This window comes from Lysinibacillus sp. G1-3, from assembly GCF_056322905.1.
On the sequence record NZ_JBWHYQ010000016.1, the window covers coordinates 96758 to 115275 of the forward strand.

Genomic DNA, 18518 nt, shown 5'->3' on the forward strand with positions numbered 1-18518 from the left:
ATAAATGGAACAATTAATTATATTTGTGATAATTGCCATAGTCAGCTCTATTTTCGGTAAATCAAAAAAGAAAGAACAAAAACCAATGCCTCCTTTTAACAAGGGTTCACAAGTAGAGCCTCCTGTTATAAAAAGAGCAGAGGTGACGCAACAGCAACAATCTAAACCACAGAGTTTTGAGGATTTTGCACGTGGGTTTTTAGGTGAATGGGAAAATGAAAAGCCCCAATTCGAAGAGCCGAAAAAAAATGTCGAAAAAACAGTAATTGAAAAAACACCGAGCTATGTAGCTCCCTCTTTAGTCCCGACTGAGAAAATGGGTCGTACGTCGAATAGAGAAAGTATTGGCCGTTTGGCAGCTGGAAAAAAAGTCGAGGGAGTAGCTGAACCACAATCGGCTTTTCAATTACCGACATCAAAAAAATCATTCATGCAGGCTGTTGTAATGGCAGAAGTTTTAGGCCCTCCAAAAGCAAAAAGAAAATAACTAGCATGTCCTCCTTTTTCGATGCATATATTGCCGAAGAAGGAGGCATTTTTTTATGAGAAAACTATTTCAATTAACGCCACTACTTGAATTATTACAATATGAAACACTAAAAATCATTGGCCCGTATCGTTTTCTACATGCTGATGCTTCATCGTGCTCTTTTATCTACGCAGACTATCATATTACTGTGCGTGGAAAATCGGTGGAAATTAATGCTCTTAAAGAAGATATGTTGCATCTTTCTGTAGAGGATTTACAGGAGCTTCAGATGAAAATGACAAAGAATATGGGTGTGAGCGATAATGTGGAATAATCGGCCAATTATCATACGTATAAAGCGCCATGAAAATGTTCATCCTTTTATTCAAGCATTGCATGCGCAACATGTGCCATTAAAGCGTGTTGTTTTTCGTGAACAAGAGGTTGTCTTTGAAACAACTATGCATTATCTACCAAAGATTCGCCGTGTGCGTAGTCGTTACCGACTTAAAATGGCAATCTATTATGCAGATGAACTTCAAGTTTTTCGAGCGCAGCTTTGGACTTTGCTTGGCCTAGCGTTGATGATATTAATACCATTACTATGTGCGCAGGTTATTTGGCGGATTGATATTAAAGCGGCAACACCGGAGTTAGAGGAACGTCTAGGAAAGACCTTTCAAGATACATTTCAATTAGAAACACCCATTTCTAAAAAAAACTTACCCTCGGATGCTGTCATGCGACAGAAGCTATTAGAAGGGCATCGAGACCTTTCGTGGGTGCATATTGAAAAGTACGGTGGACGTGTAATTTTACGACCTCAGGAGTCCCCAAAACAAACTAAACAAACGAATGAAAAGTTAGCGGAGCATTTAGTAGCAACAAAAAGTGGTGTAATTACTCACTTTAATATTCAAAATGGAGAACGGAAAATTTCAGTTAACGATACGGCTTACGAAGGTGATGTTCTCGTAAGTGGCGTAATTGAAAGTGGTGAAGATCAAGTCTTTGTTGGGGCTAAGGGAGAAGTTTACGCAGATTATTGGCTTGAATGTTCATTTAAAATTCCAACAAAACTAACGATGGAAACGCTACAACAAAAGCAGTGGCGCGTATTAGTGAAAGGCATTCATGAAGAAAAAGATAAAGTTGACTATGTGCAAAAGAAGGATTTACCTGATTGGCTCGATCCATATGTTTCGGTTGTTGAGGAGCAGTACTCAAAAAAAGTGCAAGTAGAGCTTAATGAATCCAAAATAGATTCATTGCTCATACCATTGCTTCATGAAAAGGTACTTCGTTCACTACCTGCGAAAACGGTTATAAAAAAAGAAAACCTTTTACAGGTAAAGTGGGGGAATGGTACAGTTGAAGGGAAAGTTCTATTTTTAGTCAATGAAAACATTGCCAGTCCAATACAAGGCCTACAAGGAGAATGATTATGTCAGAACATTTAACTGTATTACAAGTGGATAATCCAAACGAAGCGGTCATGCTACTCGGAATTTCCGATGCAAATATGAAATTAATCGAAGAGGCTCTAAAAGTCCACATTATTACACGTGGGGAACAAATTCAGCTTGCTGGTGAAGAGGATGCAAAGGAACAAGCAACATTCCTTTTACATGCTCTTTTAAAGGTCATTCGTAAAGGTATTAATATTGATCAGCGTGATGTTGCAACAGCAATTGAAATGACACAAAAAGGAACGATTGAATACTTTGCAGAACTTTATGATGAAGAAATAGCTCGCACGACGAAAGGCAAGCCTATTCGTGCAAAGACAATAGGTCAACGAGAATACATACAAGCAATCCGTCATAAGGACGTTATTTTTGGTATCGGACCAGCCGGTACTGGGAAAACGTATTTAGCGGTAGTCATGGCAACACAGGCGCTAAAAAACGGGCACGTTAAGCGTATTATTTTAACACGCCCTGCAGTAGAGGCAGGCGAGTCTCTAGGCTTTCTTCCGGGGGATTTGAAGGAAAAGGTAGATCCTTATTTACGCCCTCTTTATGACGCTTTAAACGATATTTACGGATCAGAACAAACACAAAGGCTTATTGAAAGAGGCACAATAGAAATTGCACCTTTAGCATATATGCGTGGCCGTACATTAGATGATGCCTTTGTTATTTTAGATGAAGCTCAAAATACGACACATCAGCAAATGAAAATGTTTTTAACGCGACTAGGATTTGGCTCAAAAATGGTCATTACCGGCGACAAAACACAAATTGACCTACCAAAAAATATGGAATCTGGATTAATCGTAGCGGAACGAACATTAAAGTACGTAAAATCTATACATTTCCAAACTTTAGAACAAGGTGATGTAGTACGCCACCCAATCGTAGCAAAAATCATCCAAGCATACGAAGAGCAGCAACTTTAATATGACCGCGTAGCGGCAGGTTCAACAGGTGTTTAAAAGACCAAAGTAACGCGATATACAAAACTTAGGTTCATCACCAAAAGTTGTGGATGACTTTTGTTTAAAACGTCTACTATGTAAATAAGTTGATCTTCGTTACGACTGGGCGACTCCTTGGGGATTAGCGATATAGAGGAACGAAGGCTAAAAACATCACGTCCTGTGATAACGCCTTCGTGACCAACATCGTGTTGGCCCGAGACTCTGCAGCGTAACGGATGTTTTCTGTGCGAAAGCGCAGTCCTAACGTAGCGGCAGCGAATGTTTTAACTGTGCGAAAGTAAAGCGACAGTAACAAAGCGCACAGTCGGAACGGAACTCAACCACACGTTTTGATGATGATCCAAAACTTAACAAGCATGAAAAAGGTTTAAAAATGGAAAAATTTGTGACGGCTATACGATGTGTATAGCTGTTTTTTTACTTTCTTATACATTTTTCGGGAAAAATGTTTTTTGAATTGGTATGATAGTAGGTAGATAGAGGAGGTGCAAGATGGAGAAACAATTAAAAAAAATAACAGAACTTATTGGCTTTCGCTACTTTTTAATTGTCGTTCTCATCTTAACAGGAGCCCTACAATTTACTTTTATGTATGGCAATGTTAAAGGTGTTACATATGATTTTAAACCATTACAGCTAGCGCCTGAAACAGTACGATCTACTAAAACGATAGAAGATACTTATAAAACGCAACAGGAACGAGAAAAAGCAACAAATGCAGTTGCACCAGTCTATCAATTTTCTGCGGATGTTGCTAAACAGCGAGCTTCGATTGTAACGTCTTTATTCGACTATGTTCTCGAGGTAAAGGCAGATGTTGAGAGTAGCAAAGAACCTATTCCTGTTGTTGATCAAGTGGCGCAGCTTCGTAAAAAACTTGAATCTATAGATTCAGAGCAAATGCCCATTGTCTTCACTGATTCACAACTAGAAGGATTGTTAGTACAAAGTGAAGCGGATCTAAAAAGAACAAGTACACAACTATCAAAACTCGTACAGGAATATTTACAAAAATCCATTCGATCTGAAAATGTGTTTGCGTCTCAAAATGATTTTGAGACAAAAATTCGTGGACAACGAGGCTATCCTGATAAAATATTTAATACGGTAGTTTTAATTGGTCGTACGAGTATTATTGAAAACGAGACGATAAACGAGGAACAAACGAAAATTCGAAAGGAACAAGTGAGGGAATCAGTTGAACCAACTCGAATTCTTCAAGGACAAATCATCGTACAGGAAGGGCAAATTATTGATAATGAGGCGTTCCGTCAATTAGAGCTTCTAGGTATGGTAAGTAATAAGGCATCGATGAAGCCGATTGCAGGGCTGATTATTTTAATACTTCTTGAAATGATGTTCATGTTTGTTTTATTCGAACGCTGGCATATAGATGAGTACAAAAAACGTAATGCCCTGTTGGTAACAGTAATTGTTTATAGTTTATCGATCCTGCTGATGAAATTTATTAGTCTAGTCTCAGGAGGTTTCGATGTTACGATTGCCTTCCTTTTCCCAACAGCATTGGCAACGATGCTAGTACGGTTATTAGCGGATGACCGTGCTGCAGTTCTTATTACGGTTATGACAGCAGCATCTGCGGGTGTTATATTCCAAGAGGGTTATTCATCTGTTATGCAGATGGAAATTACACTGTATATAATTTTTGGAGGATTTGCGAGTTTATTCTTTTTGCAAAGTATGGAAAAACGTTCGCATATTTTACATACTGTAGGTATTATAGGGCTCGTAAATATGTTATTTATTGCATTTTATTTACTGATGACACAATCTTCCTACGGCTTGTCAGAGTTAGTGTTTTACTTTATCGCGGCAATGATATCGGCTTTATTATCAGGAGCTCTTACAATGGGTCTCTTACCATTCTTTGAATCAGCATTTAGCTTATTGTCGTCGTTGCGTTTAATTGAATTATCGAACCCGAACCATCCATTGCTGAAAAAATTACTAATGGAGGCCCCGGGAACATATCATCATAGTGTTATGGTGGCGAACTTAGCGGAGGCTGCATGTGAGGAAATTGGTGCGGATGGATTACTAGCTCGTGTAGGATGCTATTATCATGATATTGGCAAAACGAAGCGCCCTGCCTTCTTCATCGAGAATCAAATGTCTGGTATTAATCCCCATGATTCATTGTCTCCGGAAAAAAGCGCGGAAATTATAATTGCGCATACTACTGATGGGGCTGAAATGCTAAAACGATATAAGATGCCACAGGAAATTATTGATATTGCTTTGCAGCATCACGGATCTAGTCTGTTAAAATACTTCTACTTTAAAGCGAAGGAAGAAGGAAAATGCTTAGATGATACAACGTACAGATATCCAGGTCCGAAACCGCAAACGAAGGAAGCGGCAGTTATTAGTGTTGCAGATAGCGTTGAGGCAGCGGTTCGATCGATGAAGGAACCGAATGCAGAGAAAATTCAAAAGTTGGTACGAGCAATTATTGATGATCGAGTACAAGACAGTCAGTTTGATGAATGCGATATTTCGATAAAAGAGTTAAAATGTATAGAGAGAGTACTTTGTGAAACGTTGAATGGAATTTTCCATTCACGAATTGAATATCCAAAGGCAGATAAGTAGGAGGATCTATGATTTTAACAATTGATTTTACAGATGAAACAAATGAAGTGGCTACTGAGCATATGGAGCTTGTTGAAAAGCTTTTGCAGCTAGCTGCGAAACTAGAGAATATTGAGCCGGAAACGGAAGTGTCAGTGACGTTCGTTACAAATGAAGCGATTCAAGAAATAAACCGAGAATATCGTGACAAGGATCAACCGACAGATGTTATCTCATTTGCCCTGGAGGAATTAGGTGCGGGAGAAATGGAAGTAACATTTGAAGGGATGCCTCGTATATTAGGAGATATTATTATTTCAACAGATCGTACAAAAGAACAGGCAGCGGAATATGGGCATACATTTGAGCGAGAATTAGGCTTTTTAGCAGTCCACGGTTTCTTACATTTACTTGGCTATGATCATATGGTGCCAGAAGATGAAAAGGTGATGTTCGGAAAGCAGGATGAGATTTTACAATCTTTCGGCTTAGGACGAGAATAAATGAATGTTCGCAAATTTGTACGCTCTTTTGGGTATGCCTTTAAAGGTATTATTACAGCCTGTGCGGAGCAAAATTTTAAATCCCACTTACTTAGTGCGGGAATAGTTTTGATTGCTGGCTATTTTACGGGTTTATCTCGTATAGAATGGTATATTGTATTGTTATTAATTGCTCTAATGTTTGCGCTTGAAATGATTAATACAGCAATTGAACGAGTAGTGGATTTAGCTTCACCTACGATCCATCCGCTTGCTAAGCAGGCGAAAGATCTTGCTGCAGGTGCAGTACTTGTATTTGCGATATTCAGTGCTATAATCGGATTACTCATATTTATACCGAAATGGTTTTAATACTACTGTTCGGTCATGAAGTAGTAGCAATTGTGCTGGAGAATTTATGATTTATTAGACTCACCAAAAGTTCGGGATGTCATTTGTTAAAATGAATTATAAGTTGATTGGAGTGGAGGTTTGGGCAACTCCTTAGGGCTCATCTGACGCCCTTAGGAAAGTGCCTAGCCGGAACGGAAATCAACCCCGCTTTAAGGTGATGAGCTATTTATCTTCATTCATGAAGATAAAGCCTCCGGCAGATGTCACGGATTGTGAAAGGAATGTACAAAGGATGTTAGACTAACAACTTTGCATCCTGCGAAAACGGCTAACTGACCTGCATCGGTAAAAACGCCACGTCCTGTGGCATTACCGAAATGACCGATTTCGTGTAGGTCCTCATGCAGGCCTAGGCACAATTCAAAATCCGGACGCAATTACGCCGAGGTGAAATTGATTATGTAGAGGTGGACATTGATGACAATTGATATGCAAGCATTACTAGAAGAATCAAAAAAAGCGCGTGAAAAGGCTTATGTACCTTACTCAAAATTTAAAGTTGGCGCGGCGATTTTAACGAAAGATGGAGAGGTCATTCATGGCTGCAATATTGAAAATGCGGGCTATAGTATGACAAATTGTGCTGAGCGTACAGCATTTTTCAAAGCTGTGTCAGAAGGTATTTATGATTTTGAGGCGATTGCTATTGTAGCTGATACAGATGGACCATGTGCGCCATGTGGAGCTTGTCGTCAAGTGATGATGGAGTTTTGCAAGCCATCTATGCCTGTATATTTAACAAATTTAAAAGGTGATGTCACGGTAACGTCTGTAGGCGAATTACTACCGTTTGCATTTACAACGGAGGATTTAGAGAATGCTGGAAAATAATAATGGCTATAAGTCAGGTTTTATCTCCATAATCGGTCGACCGAATGTTGGGAAATCAACATTTTTAAACCGTGTTATTGGTCAAAAAATTGCGATTATGAGTGATAAGCCACAAACAACACGAAATAAAGTACAAGGTGTACTAACATCAAATGATAGCCAAATGATCTTTATAGATACACCAGGAATCCACAAGCCTAAACATAAGCTAGGGGATTTTATGCTAAAGGTTTCTAAAAATACATTGCGTGAAGTGGATGTTATTATGTTCATGGTTAATGCAGAGCAGAAACTTGGAAAGGGTGACGAATTCATCCTTGAAATGCTAGCGGGTAATCCAACGCCTGTCTTCCTGGTAATCAATAAAATCGATCAAATTCATCCAGATGAATTAATAGGGATAATTGAAAGCTACAAAGAGCGTTATGACTTTGCGGAAATTGTACCGATTTCAGCATTACAAGGGAATAATGTAGAAGATTTATTAACGACATTAACGAAATATTTACCAGAGGGTCCGCAATATTATCCAGCAGATCAAGTAACGGATCATCCTGAACGTTTCATTATTTCAGAGTTAATTCGTGAAAAGGTGTTGCATTTAACGCGCGAAGAGATACCTCATTCCATCGCTGTTGTGATTGATAAAATTCGCCGTGATGAAGAAAATGAAGATAAAATTCGTGTAGCAGCAACGATTATCGTAGAAAGAGATTCGCAAAAAGGGATTGTCATTGGTAAACGTGGTGCGCTATTAAAAGAAGTAGGGATACGTGCTAGAAAAGATATTGAGATGCTTCTTGGTTCAAAAGTGTATTTAGAGCTTTGGGTAAAGGTGCAAAAGGATTGGCGAAATAAATCAACGCATTTACGTGACTTCGGTTTCCGTGATGATGAATATTAATAGGATCTGTTTTTAAGTTAAGAAGCAACTTTACAACAATCTTATTTATCGCTGTAGTTTTAAATGGAGCTGTCCAATAATTTTATTGGAGAGCTCTATTTTCATGCGAAACAGTGTAGAAAGGAGGGGGATCGATGCTTCATAAATGGGAAGGGATTGTCCTAAAGGTGCGTGCCTATGGAGAATCAAATAAAATTGTAACATTACTAACAAGAGAAGCTGGAAAGGTTGCGACGATGGCTCGTGGAGCGAAGAAGCCTTCCAGTAGACTAGCATCTGTGACACAGCCATTTACGTATGGCATGTTTATGGTGCAGCATCATACTGGTATGGGAACATTGCAACAAGGTGAGCATCTCAATTCAATGCGCCATATTCGTGAGGATATTATGGCAACAGCATATGCTAGTTATATAATGGAACTTGTCGAGCGAGTAGTAGAAGAGGGGAAGCCTGAGCCATATGCGTTTGATGTGCTCCTACAAGCGTTACAAGCCATTGAGGAAGGTTATGACCCGGAGGCCATTACATTGTTCGTAGAATGGAAAATGCTACCCTATACAGGTGTGCAGCCTATTTTACATACTTGTGCTGCTTGTGGTGCCGTAGACGGTGAATTTGCATTTTCTTTTGCACAAGGTGGTTTTTTGTGTCATCGCTGTTATCACCATGATCCTTATATCATTCGATTAACACCGACCCAGCTTAAGCTTATTCGGATGTTCTATACTGTACCAATTGACCAGATTGGGAAACTAGACCTGAAAAAGGAAACAAAATATTTTATTAAAAAAATAATTACAACTATTTACGAGGAACAAACAGGAATTCGTTTTAAGACTAAAAAATTTATTGAACAGCTAGAGCGAACGCCTGAATTTCAGATAAGAACAAATACAGAACAAGAAAAAACGCCAGAAGACCATTAACATTGATCTTCTGGCATTTTTATGTTTTTAACAAATGTCATCCGCAACTTTTGGTGAAATACAGGGAAAAGGTGATTTTCTAATGTTCCTTATTCGCATGCTTGGTAGTTATTTTATCAAAATGCTATTTATTTTGGAGTTGCATTGATTTTTGTAAATGGCATTAGGACAAATTGATTAATCCTTTATCAATTGTAGAAATAATATTTATGAGAGAAATTTAACTATAACTTATAAATAAAAACTTATACTTATTACTATATAGGTATTTATATACTTTTTATTTCAAATTAACGAGTAATACAATACAATTCGTTAGGTATAAAATATTAATTTTGGTAGAGTTTTTAATATAAACATAGTAGAAACTATTCATTCTAATGCCATATACTAGTTGAAAAGGCATTTTAATCTATGATATTGTAATTGATATAGATGATGATATTTAACTTCTTACAATAAATAATCTCTGTAGCGAAAGTTACGCATGTGAAAGAAGTTAAAGCCTCCCGCAGATGTCATGGAATCGGTAAGGAGTTAGCGTTGGATGTTAGCCTAAAACCATCTCATCCATGTGATAACAGCTAATGGACCTGCATCGGTAAAAAAGCCATGCTGTGGCATTAGCGAAATGCCCAACATCGTGTTGGCCTTCATATTGCTGCTACTGTCGCCTTGCTTTCGCACAAAAAATATTTGCAGGCCTAAATAAAAAGCCAATTCCGGACCAATTATGCCGAGGCATAATTGACGAATAACGAACAACGCAGTCTTACGGGAGAAGGAGGGAGTCACATAATGCTTAAGCATCGCGTATGTGGCAGAAATTATGCTAAGAAAAGTGACGTTATGTATTGATGAAGTTGAAGCGAATGATATTTTAGCTGAAGATATTTTTTCTGATTATCGTTTATTAGCTAAAAAAGATCTTGTTTTAACGGAACGAATTATTGCTTTACTTAAACTTAGAAAAGTTGACGAATTATCTGTTTATTTACCGACTGATTCAGTCCGTATTGTTCATGATTTGAGTGTTCAGCGTTCAAAGGATTACGAGGATGTTTTTGCACCGCTAATGGATAAAAATGATGATACAGATGAGTATAAAGAAACAGTAAGTCAGCTTTTTATGACTACATTAGAGAATGTTGTGCATGAATTACGCTATGGCCAAATTTTAAAAAGCATCCAAGACACTGCTTATGTACGAGGTGTTTTTGAAAAAATTTTAGAAAAGAAACATCGCTATGAATTACTCATGCGATTAAAAGAATGGGATGAATATTCTTTTGTTCATTCATTTGATGTTTTCGTTTTAGGTACAATCTTCGCCCGTAATTTAGGTTTAATGGATATTGAAACGCTAGCAAGAGGCTATTTGTTCCATGATATTGGGAAGGTATGTATTCCGCAAGATATATTAAATTTAAAACGAAAATTATCGGAAGATGAGTTTGATATTGTCAAAACTCATACGACTAAAGGTTATGAGCTACTCATTGAAAATGGGGAAGACGATATTGCCTATTTAGCACGGGATCATCATGAACGCTTTGCTGGTAAAGGTTATCCGAATCAGCTTTGTGAGGATGATATGTGTGAGGGAGTTCAAATACTGCAGATTATTGATGTTTATTCAGCGATGACATCAAAGCGAGTATACCATTCGGGATATGCTGCAACAGATGCATTAGCTGTTTTATATCGTGATCGACATTTATATAACGAGAAATTTATGCATAAATTTGTAGAGTGTCTAGGAATTTTTCCTGTCAACTCAGTCGTTCAATTATCAGATAATCGAAGTGCACAAGTAGAACTTGTCTATGATTTATTCCCGACATTGCCTAAAGTTAAGCTATTAGATGAGCAAAAGTCAATGATTTTACCTTTGAATTATAGTGTGAAAATTTCGAAAATGATAGATTATCGTACAAACAGCTTTGAAGAAATTTTTAACTTATTTGTAGAACAATTAATTCGCTGTGATGAAAATAGCTTAAGAGTTTACTTTAAAAGATTAATAGATCATTTACATCCTAAAGAAATTGTTTTAAAAATATTTTTACCTGCTTTTCAAATTCTACGTTTATTAACAAGAGAAATCCAAACGGATATGACAAAGTATAGAAATTCTATTGATATTCTAAAAAAGTTATTAGAAGAGCAAATAAATATATTGTATATGGATTACCAGCATGAAAAAACAACTGTAGTAGTTGTGGAAACTGCACTTCGTGAAAATTTCTTTATAAAACTTGTGCAAAGTATTTTGTATATTGACAAAATTGTTCCGTTTTTTATTAATCCAGATGATGACCAACGTATTTCGCAATTGATGGAACATTGTAACGTAAATGTAGCTTACTTTATTGAAGATAAACTAACAATCGATAAGAGGGTTCGCCCAATGCGAGAAGGAACCTTCCTTTATTATACGCTTGGAGATATAGAGGAAATTCTAATAAGCTTAGTAGGTATGAGTATGAAAAGATTTTCATTTGAGGAGAAGATGCAAGAGCGCTTGTTTTCATCAATTAAGACCTGACAAAAGATTGAAATGTGTATCCAAAAACTAAGGTTGATTTTCGCTCCGAGTGGGCACTTTCTGCGGGATTAGCCTCTCTTTCCGGAAGGGCTTTCATTGCAAGTCATCTTGCTGGTCGAGGTAAATCGCCGGTTCCTCATCATTAGTACGAGTAGTCATTTTTCCACAGAAAAAGGGAGTCGCTTAAAATGCGACTCCCTCTTTATATCTTATGAACTTAGAATTGAAGATGTTTTTCAATGTATGCTTTAACTTCTGTAATTGGCATACGAACTTGAGACATTGAGTCGCGGTGACGTACTGTAACTTGACCATCCTCTTTTGAGTCAAAGTCGTAAGTGATACAGAATGGTGTACCAATTTCATCTTGACGACGGTAACGTTTACCAATTGATTGTGACTCGTCAAAGTCAACTGGGAATGATTTACGAAGCTCTGCCCAAACATCAGTAGCCTCATCCGAAAGCTTTTTAGAAAGTGGTAGGACCGCAGCTTTAAATGGCGCTAGAGCAGGGTGGAAGCGTAAAACTGTACGTTTATCGTCGCCTTCAAGCTCTTCCTCGTCATAAGCATCGCAAAGGAAAGCTAATGTCACACGGTCTGCACCTAAAGATGGCTCGATGCAAAATGGTACATAACGTTCGTTTGATACTGGATCGATGTAAGTGAAATCTTCACCAGAATGCTCCATATGCTGTTTTAAATCGTAATCTGTACGATCCGCTACGCCCCAAAGCTCGCCCCAGCCGAATGGGAATTTGAATTCGATATCAGTTGTAGCATTTGAGTAGTGAGATAATTCGTCTTCTTCATGATCGCGGAGGCGCATAGACTCTTCCTTCATGCCTAAATTTAATAACCAGTTTTTACAAAACTCTTTCCAGTATGCGTGCCATTCAAGATCTTCGCCTGGCTTACAGAAAAATTCAAGTTCCATTTGTTCGAATTCACGTGTACGGAAAGTGAAGTTACCTGGCGTAATTTCGTTACGGAAAGACTTACCGATTTGTGCAATACCGAATGGTGTACGTTTACGCATAGAACGTTGTACATTTTTAAAGTTCACGAAAATACCTTGTGCTGTTTCTGGGCGTAAATAAATTTCGTTAGTAGAAGATTCTGTTACACCTTGGAAAGTTTTAAACATTAAATTAAATTGACGAATATCTGTAAAATCAGCTTTACCGCAATCTGGGCAAACTACGTCATATTTAACCATTGTTTCTTTCATTTGATCAAATGTCATACCATCAACAATGATTTCATCGCCTTTAGCTAGCGCAGCATCCTCGATGATTTTGTCAGCACGATGACGCGCTTTACATGCCTTACAATCGATCATTGGATCATTAAAGTTACCAACGTGACCAGACGCAACCCAAGCTTTTGGATTCATTAAAATTGCAGCATCGATCCCAACGTTGTGCTCTGATTCTTGGACAAATTTTTGCCACCATGCTTTTTTTACATTGTTTTTTAATTCAACACCTAGTGGACCGTAATCCCAAGTGTTTGCTAAGCCTCCGTAGATTTCAGAACCTGGGAAGACAAAGCCGCGATGCTTCGCTAATGATACAATTGTTTCCATTGATTTGTTAGCCATAAAAATAGCCTCCTTTATAGTTTTCAAAGAGTGAACTTTGATTTTGTTTTAGCGTATTTATACAATTGATAAATTCGCTAAATTTTTTTAATTTAGGTAAGACTAAATTAAAAATAGCACCCGTCTCCGGGCACGATAAATGCCCAGGGACGAGTGCTAAAACCCGCGGTTCCACCCTGATTGTTTTAAACGAATTGTTTAAAACCTCTTTTCGAAAAGTTAGCTCAAGGAGTGCCTTTTCTCTGTTGCTGTGTAGACTTTCACCATCTTCTACTCGCTTTAAAATGGAACAGATACTTTTTTCCCGTCATCGCCTATATAACGCAAATCACTCGAAAATACATCGAGAACAAGCGTATGTGTCAATATTGTAGCATGTAGTTCTTTTCTTCGCAATAATTATTAAAATAGTATATAATAATTGAGCATAAGTATAACACTATTAGATTTGAGGCGGTGAGTCCAATCGAACTCAATAAACGTCAGGAAGACATTTTACAAATTGTGAAAGAAAACGGCCCTATCACAGGCGAACATATTGCAGAACGTCTCAATCTGACAAGAGCAACTTTAAGACCAGATTTAGCAATACTCACAATGGCAGGCTTTTTAGATGCTAGACCTCGTGTTGGCTATTTCTATTCAGGTAAAAAAACATCCGTTACATTGACGGATAGTATTAACAATTTAAAGGTGAAAGATTTTCATTCAGGACCTGTTGTTGTACCAGAAACAATGACTGTTTATGATGCGATTTGCTTCATGTTTTCTGAGGATGTTGGTACACTATTTGTCGTAGATAAGAATGAATTTTTGACAGGGGTACTTTCTCGTAAAGATTTACTACGTACAAGTATTGGCACGCAGGATTTAAACAAAATTCCTGTACATATAATTATGACACGCATGCCAAATATATCGTACTGTGAAAGATCAGATTCTTTAGTCGTCGCAGCGAATAAACTAATTGATCGAGAAGTTGATTCGCTACCAGTAGTTGAGCCACAAGAAGGTGGATTGACGATTGTTGGACGTCTAACAAAAACGACGATTACACGAGCTTTCTTATCACTTGCACAAAATGACTAAATAGTTGAAGGAGAGCAGTATGAAAAGACTACGGGTTTTTGTTGTATCTGATTCTGTCGGTGAAACTGGTGACCAAGTAGCGAAAGCGGTTATTAGTCAGTTTCGACCTGGTTTGGAAAACACGATAATTCGTCGTTTTCCTCATATACAATCAGAGGAGCTCATTCGTAAAATTGTATGCCTCGCAGCGAAACAGAAGGCATTTATTGTATATACACTAGTTCGACAGGAGATGCGATCGTTATTATGTGAACTGTGTGAGCAAGAAAATGTATATGCCGTCGATATTTTAGGGCCTGCTTTAAAAACAATGGCAACCTTTGTGGAAGAATACCCATTAGAGGCTCCAGGAATTGTTCACCAGCTAGATGATGATTATTTTAAAAAAATAGAGGCTATTGAATTTGCAGTAAAATATGATGATGGTAGAGATCCACGTGGTCTTTTACAGGCTGATATTGTGCTAGTTGGTGTTTCCCGTACCTCTAAAACACCGCTATCACAATATTTAGCACATAAACGATATAAGGTAGCGAACGTGCCCTTAGTACCAGAAGTGGAGCCACCTGAAGAACTTTTAAAAATTGATCCGAAAAAATGTTTTGGTTTAATTATTTCTCCTGATAAATTAAACTCAATTCGAAAAGAGAGATTGATGTCTCTAGGATTGAATGATGATGCTATCTATGCGCAGCATAATCGAATATTAGATGAAATCCAGCATTTTGAAAAAATTGTCTCTAAAATTGGTTGTAAAGTTATTGATGTGACAAACAAAGCTGTTGAAGAAACAGCAAACGTCATTATTGAGCATATTTTAAACTGTAAATAAGAAACGAATGATGATAAACCACCTCGGTTATAAGAGGCGGTTTTTTTGAGTCGGGTTTGAAAATAGTATAGATAAAAACTAATTTATGTTTTATAATAATAAAATTGTGGTAAAAATATTTATTAAGAGAAAAATCCTGTTTTTTTGTCGAGAAATAAAGGATTTTTAAATCGGATAGCGAATTGTGTTTTAGAACGTAATTTAAAGATGGTGATGGATTTGGCAGGGAAGATTCCTGAAGAAGTGATTGAACAGGTTCGCACACAATCGGATATTATTGATGTCATAAGCGAATACATGCAGCTTACTAAGCGTGGGCGCAATTGGTTTGGACTATGTCCTTTTCATGGAGAACAAACGCCATCTTTTTCTGTGTCATCAGACAAACAAATTTTTCATTGCTTCGGTTGTGGTGCGGGTGGTAATGCTGTTACTTTTGTCATGGATATAGAAGGTATTTCTTTTCCTGACGCTGTTGTGAAACTTGGTGAACGTATTGGCATACATTTAGATGTTGGGCCAAGTTTACCAGAAGTAACGAAAAAGGTATCTAAAGCAGAAGAAAGGATGAAAGAAGCACACGCTTTTGCAGCAGATTTTTTTCATCATTTACTGTTAAATACGGAAGATGGTGAAGAACCTTTAAATTATTTGCTAGAAAGAGGATTTACAAGGGAACTTATAGAATCTAATAGCATTGGATGGTCTCTTCCAAGCTTTGATGCATTAACGATATTGCTTGAAAGAAAAGGTTATAACTTACAAGAAATCGCGGAAAGTGGTTTAGTGATTAAGCGTGAAGGGGAAGAACGCTATTTTGATCGTTTTAGAGGGCGTATTATGTTTCCCATCCGTGATGAGAACGGTAAGATTATAGCATTCTCAGGACGAATTCTTACATCGACTGGTGAAGAGGCAAAATATTTAAATAGTCCAGAATCACCGATTTTTCAAAAGAGTGAAGTGCTATATAACCTAGATAAAGCACGAACCTCCATTAGAAAAAATCGTCAAGTAGTATTGATGGAAGGGTTTATGGATGTTTTAGCAGCAACTTCTGTTGGTGTAACGAATGCTGTAGCAACAATGGGCACTTCGCTTACGAATCAGCATATCACAAAGCTAAAGCGCTTAGTAGAGCAGGTTACGGTTTGCTATGACGGTGATAATGCAGGTTTTGATGCGGCAAAAAGAGCGGCACAGTTACTTCAAGTAGAACGTATGAAAGTCAATATTGCAGTGTTACCAGATAAGCTAGATCCCGATGAATACATTCGTAGTTTAGGTGGACAAGCATTTAAAGAACAAATTTTGGAAAACCCTCATGCGTATATTGCTTTTATGATGATGCATGCTAGACGAAATAAGAACTTTCAGTTTGAAAATGATACGCTTCAATATATTCAAGAAGTTCTTGAACAACTGGTAGGTAGATCGTCACCAGTTGAACGAGATTTGTATATAAGACAGCTATCGAATGAGACAAATATCTCGGAAGAAGCGATTTATGCTCAATTCCGAAAGCTAGAGGCAAATCAGGTGCGTTCTACAAAAGAAGAAATGCCAGTTCAGGCGCCTTCGATGCCGGTCGCTCAGCAACATAAGCCTATGGACGCAGCAGAACGTGCAGAACGTTTATTACTGGCTCATATGCTTCATAATATAGATGTAGTGGACAGGGTATTACGTAGTGAGCAAAAAGAACCGTTTGTACGAGATGCCTATTTGGCTGTTTTTGTTCGCTTAGTAGGATTTTATGAGGAATATGGTCATCCTGATTATCAGCGTTTTGTTGAAATATTAGATGACTCTGAATTACGCAAGATAGTAATGGAAGCGGCTTTAACGGAACGGGATCCCGACCAAGCAGAGGCAGAGGTCACAGACTCAATACGTCAGCTGCAAAAATATAGAATTGAGCAAGAAATTCAACAAAAGATGCATGAGTCAAAGGAAGCGGAGAAGATGCACGAGTATGCGCGTGCACTTGAAATCGCCCAACAGATTATTCATTTAAGAAAATCGTTATCGGCGATTTAACCCGATTCGGTTGTTTAGAAGGAGGAAGGTTTATGGCGGACAAGTCAGAACGTTCAAAAGAGGTAGAAGTAGAAATTACATTAGATGAAGCAAAAAAGCTACTACAAGAAAAAGCAAAAACAGAAGGTGAAATTTCAATGAAAGAAATTTCAGAGAAACTTGCGCCTTATGAATTGGAGAACGAAGAGATTTTCCACTTTGCTGAGGATCTTGAAAAGGCAAAAGACATTCAAATCATTGGAAAAGAAGAGTTTGAAGAAGAAAGCTTAATGAAAGAAGAAGCGAACGAAGAGACTTTCGATTTAAATGATTTGAGTGTACCACCGGGTGTTAAAATAAATGACCCTGTACGTATGTATTTAAAAGAAATTGGTCGAGTTGATTTACTTTCTGCCGAGCAAGAAATCGCTCTAGCTGAGCGTATTGAGCAAGGTGATGAAGAAGCACGTAAACGTCTAGCGGAAGCAAACTTACGTCTTGTAGTATCGATTGCAAAGCGATATGTTGGCCGTGGAATGCTATTCCTTGATTTAATTCAAGAGGGGAATATGGGGCTTATCAAGGCTGTTGAGAAGTTTGACTACCGTAAAGGCTTTAAATTCTCTACTTATGCAACATGGTGGATCCGTCAAGCAATTACACGTGCTATTGCGGACCAAGCACGTACAATTCGTATTCCCGTGCATATGGTCGAAACAATAAATAAATTAATTCGAGTACAACGCCAATTACTACAAGACTTAGGTCGCGAACCATCTCCAGAAGAAATTGGGGAAGAAATGGATTTAACACCTGAAAAAGTACGTGAAATTTTAAAAATTGCACAAGAACCAGTATCTCTTGAAACACCAATTGGAGAAGAAGATGATTCACATTTAGGAGACTTTATTGAAGATTCTGAAGCTCAATCTCCATCTGACCATGCAGCTTATGAATTGTTAAAAGAGCAATTAGAGGATGTGTTAGATACATTAACTGACCGTGAAGAAAATGTACTTCGCTTACGTTTCGGTCTAGATGATGGTCGCACACGTACGTTAGAAGAGGTAGGAAAAGTATTTGGTGTAACACGTGAACGTATTCGCCAAATTGAGGCTAAGGCACTTAGAAAGCTACGCCACCCTTCTCGTAGCAAACGTTTAAAAGATTTCTTAGAATAAGGTTATACAGGCTAGGGCTATCTAATTAGTGATGACTAATTGGATAGCCCTTTTTGTGCTACTATTGAATCAGGAGAATACTCGTATATCCAAAGTCTATCAAAAGAAAATATTGTTTCGAAAATGTTTATATCATGTACTAGAATGTGACAAACTAAATATTTTTGCTACTTTATATAGAT

At 37.7% G+C, this 18518-nt stretch carries 16 protein-coding genes; 15 read left to right on the plus strand and 1 reads right to left on the minus strand.

Going from position 1 to position 18518, the window contains the following annotated elements:
• Window positions 1–4: 4 nt before the first annotated feature.
• The 11 genes from ACVYAD_RS17615 (at window position 5) to ACVYAD_RS17665 (ending at window position 11612) form a co-directional block, all read left to right on the plus strand.
• Window positions 5–487: a hypothetical protein gene (locus tag ACVYAD_RS17615; protein WP_476427328.1), complete on the plus strand. Its 483-nt coding sequence runs from the start codon at window positions 5–7 to the stop codon at window positions 485–487.
• Between the two features lie 55 nt (window positions 488–542).
• Window positions 543–803, plus strand: coding sequence for a hypothetical protein (locus ACVYAD_RS17620; RefSeq protein ID WP_079563475.1), 261 nt, complete (start codon window positions 543–545; stop codon window positions 801–803).
• Window positions 793–1911, plus strand: a complete 1119-nt coding sequence (locus ACVYAD_RS17625) for a sporulation protein YqfD (RefSeq protein ID WP_349660393.1) — start codon at window positions 793–795, stop codon at window positions 1909–1911. Before ACVYAD_RS17620 ends, ACVYAD_RS17625 begins: the two co-directional genes overlap by 11 nt.
• Before the next feature lie 2 nt (window positions 1912–1913).
• Window positions 1914–2870 carry a PhoH family protein gene (locus ACVYAD_RS17630; RefSeq protein ID WP_349660392.1) on the plus strand — a complete coding sequence of 319 codons (957 nt, stop codon included), beginning with the start codon at window positions 1914–1916 and terminating at the stop codon, window positions 2868–2870.
• A gap of 534 nt (window positions 2871–3404) precedes the next feature.
• Window positions 3405–5525 (plus strand): HD family phosphohydrolase, encoded by a 2121-nt coding sequence (locus ACVYAD_RS17635; RefSeq protein ID WP_349660391.1) that lies wholly within the window; start codon window positions 3405–3407, stop codon window positions 5523–5525.
• 8 nt (window positions 5526–5533) lie between these two features.
• Window positions 5534–6007 carry an rRNA maturation RNase YbeY gene (ybeY, locus tag ACVYAD_RS17640; protein WP_349660390.1) on the plus strand — a complete coding sequence of 158 codons (474 nt, stop codon included), beginning with the start codon at window positions 5534–5536 and terminating at the stop codon, window positions 6005–6007.
• A complete protein-coding gene (locus ACVYAD_RS17645) occupies window positions 6008–6358 on the plus strand; it encodes a diacylglycerol kinase family protein (RefSeq protein WP_349660389.1) in 351 nt (116 codons plus the stop codon). It abuts the gene before it with no gap.
• Window positions 6359–6817: 459 nt separating this feature from the next.
• Window positions 6818–7231, plus strand: coding sequence for a cytidine deaminase (locus ACVYAD_RS17650; protein WP_079563886.1), 414 nt, complete (start codon window positions 6818–6820; stop codon window positions 7229–7231).
• Window positions 7218–8135, plus strand: coding sequence for a GTPase Era (era, locus tag ACVYAD_RS17655; protein ID WP_079563883.1), 918 nt, complete (start codon window positions 7218–7220; stop codon window positions 8133–8135). The genes ACVYAD_RS17650 and era overlap by 14 nt, the downstream gene beginning before the upstream one ends.
• 134 nt (window positions 8136–8269) lie before the next feature.
• Window positions 8270–9064, plus strand: coding sequence for a DNA repair protein RecO (gene recO, locus ACVYAD_RS17660; RefSeq protein WP_349660388.1), 795 nt, complete (start codon window positions 8270–8272; stop codon window positions 9062–9064).
• An 829-nt stretch (window positions 9065–9893) separates the two neighbouring features.
• Window positions 9894–11612 (plus strand): HD-GYP domain-containing protein, encoded by a 1719-nt coding sequence (locus ACVYAD_RS17665; protein ID WP_476427329.1) that lies wholly within the window; start codon window positions 9894–9896, stop codon window positions 11610–11612.
• A gap of 217 nt (window positions 11613–11829) precedes the next feature.
• Here ACVYAD_RS17665 and ACVYAD_RS17670 read toward each other — a convergent pair whose 3' ends face one another.
• Window positions 11830–13215, minus strand: a complete 1386-nt coding sequence (locus ACVYAD_RS17670) for a glycine--tRNA ligase (RefSeq protein WP_476427330.1) — start codon at window positions 13213–13215, stop codon at window positions 11830–11832.
• A gap of 456 nt (window positions 13216–13671) precedes the next feature.
• Here ACVYAD_RS17670 and ccpN point away from each other — a divergent pair, with 456 nt between their 5' ends.
• The 4 genes from ccpN (at window position 13672) to rpoD (ending at window position 18336) form a co-directional block, all read left to right on the plus strand.
• Window positions 13672–14304 (plus strand): transcriptional regulator CcpN, encoded by a 633-nt coding sequence (gene ccpN, locus ACVYAD_RS17675; protein WP_079563877.1) that lies wholly within the window; start codon window positions 13672–13674, stop codon window positions 14302–14304.
• Between the two features lie 19 nt (window positions 14305–14323).
• Complete coding sequence (locus ACVYAD_RS17680) at window positions 14324–15136, plus strand: pyruvate, water dikinase regulatory protein (RefSeq protein ID WP_349660385.1); 813 nt, start codon at window positions 14324–14326, stop codon at window positions 15134–15136.
• Window positions 15137–15343: 207 nt separating this feature from the next.
• A complete protein-coding gene (gene dnaG / locus ACVYAD_RS17685) occupies window positions 15344–17176 on the plus strand; it encodes a DNA primase (RefSeq protein ID WP_476427347.1) in 1833 nt (610 codons plus the stop codon).
• Between the two features lie 32 nt (window positions 17177–17208).
• On the plus strand, window positions 17209–18336 hold the full coding sequence (gene rpoD, locus ACVYAD_RS17690) for an RNA polymerase sigma factor RpoD (protein WP_079563872.1): 1128 nt from the start codon (window positions 17209–17211) through the stop codon (window positions 18334–18336).
• Window positions 18337–18518: the final 182 nt, after the last annotated feature.

Bases quoted from the DNA above. Each gene is read 5' to 3' on its own strand.
- ACVYAD_RS17680 (WP_349660385.1), top strand. From the start codon at position 14,324: ATGAAAAGACTACGGGTTTTTGTTGTATCTGATTCTGTCGGTGAAACT.
- ACVYAD_RS17635 (WP_349660391.1), top strand. From the start codon at position 3,405: ATGGAGAAACAATTAAAAAAAATAACAGAACTTATTGGCTTTCGCTAC.
- era (WP_079563883.1), top strand. From the start codon at position 7,218: ATGCTGGAAAATAATAATGGCTATAAGTCAGGTTTTATCTCCATAATC.
- dnaG (WP_476427347.1), top strand. From the start codon at position 15,344: ATGGTGATGGATTTGGCAGGGAAGATTCCTGAAGAAGTGATTGAACAG.
- ACVYAD_RS17630 (WP_349660392.1), top strand. From the start codon at position 1,914: ATGTCAGAACATTTAACTGTATTACAAGTGGATAATCCAAACGAAGCG.
- ACVYAD_RS17645 (WP_349660389.1), top strand. From the start codon at position 6,008: ATGAATGTTCGCAAATTTGTACGCTCTTTTGGGTATGCCTTTAAAGGT.
- ACVYAD_RS17670 (WP_476427330.1), bottom strand. From the start codon at position 13,215: ATGGCTAACAAATCAATGGAAACAATTGTATCATTAGCGAAGCATCGC.
- ACVYAD_RS17620 (WP_079563475.1), top strand. From the start codon at position 543: ATGAGAAAACTATTTCAATTAACGCCACTACTTGAATTATTACAATAT.
- rpoD (WP_079563872.1), top strand. From the start codon at position 17,209: ATGGCGGACAAGTCAGAACGTTCAAAAGAGGTAGAAGTAGAAATTACA.
- ACVYAD_RS17615 (WP_476427328.1), top strand. From the start codon at position 5: ATGGAACAATTAATTATATTTGTGATAATTGCCATAGTCAGCTCTATT.
- ACVYAD_RS17650 (WP_079563886.1), top strand. From the start codon at position 6,818: ATGACAATTGATATGCAAGCATTACTAGAAGAATCAAAAAAAGCGCGT.
- recO (WP_349660388.1), top strand. From the start codon at position 8,270: ATGCTTCATAAATGGGAAGGGATTGTCCTAAAGGTGCGTGCCTATGGA.
- ACVYAD_RS17665 (WP_476427329.1), top strand. From the start codon at position 9,894: ATGCTAAGAAAAGTGACGTTATGTATTGATGAAGTTGAAGCGAATGAT.
- ybeY (WP_349660390.1), top strand. From the start codon at position 5,534: ATGATTTTAACAATTGATTTTACAGATGAAACAAATGAAGTGGCTACT.
- ACVYAD_RS17625 (WP_349660393.1), top strand. From the start codon at position 793: ATGTGGAATAATCGGCCAATTATCATACGTATAAAGCGCCATGAAAAT.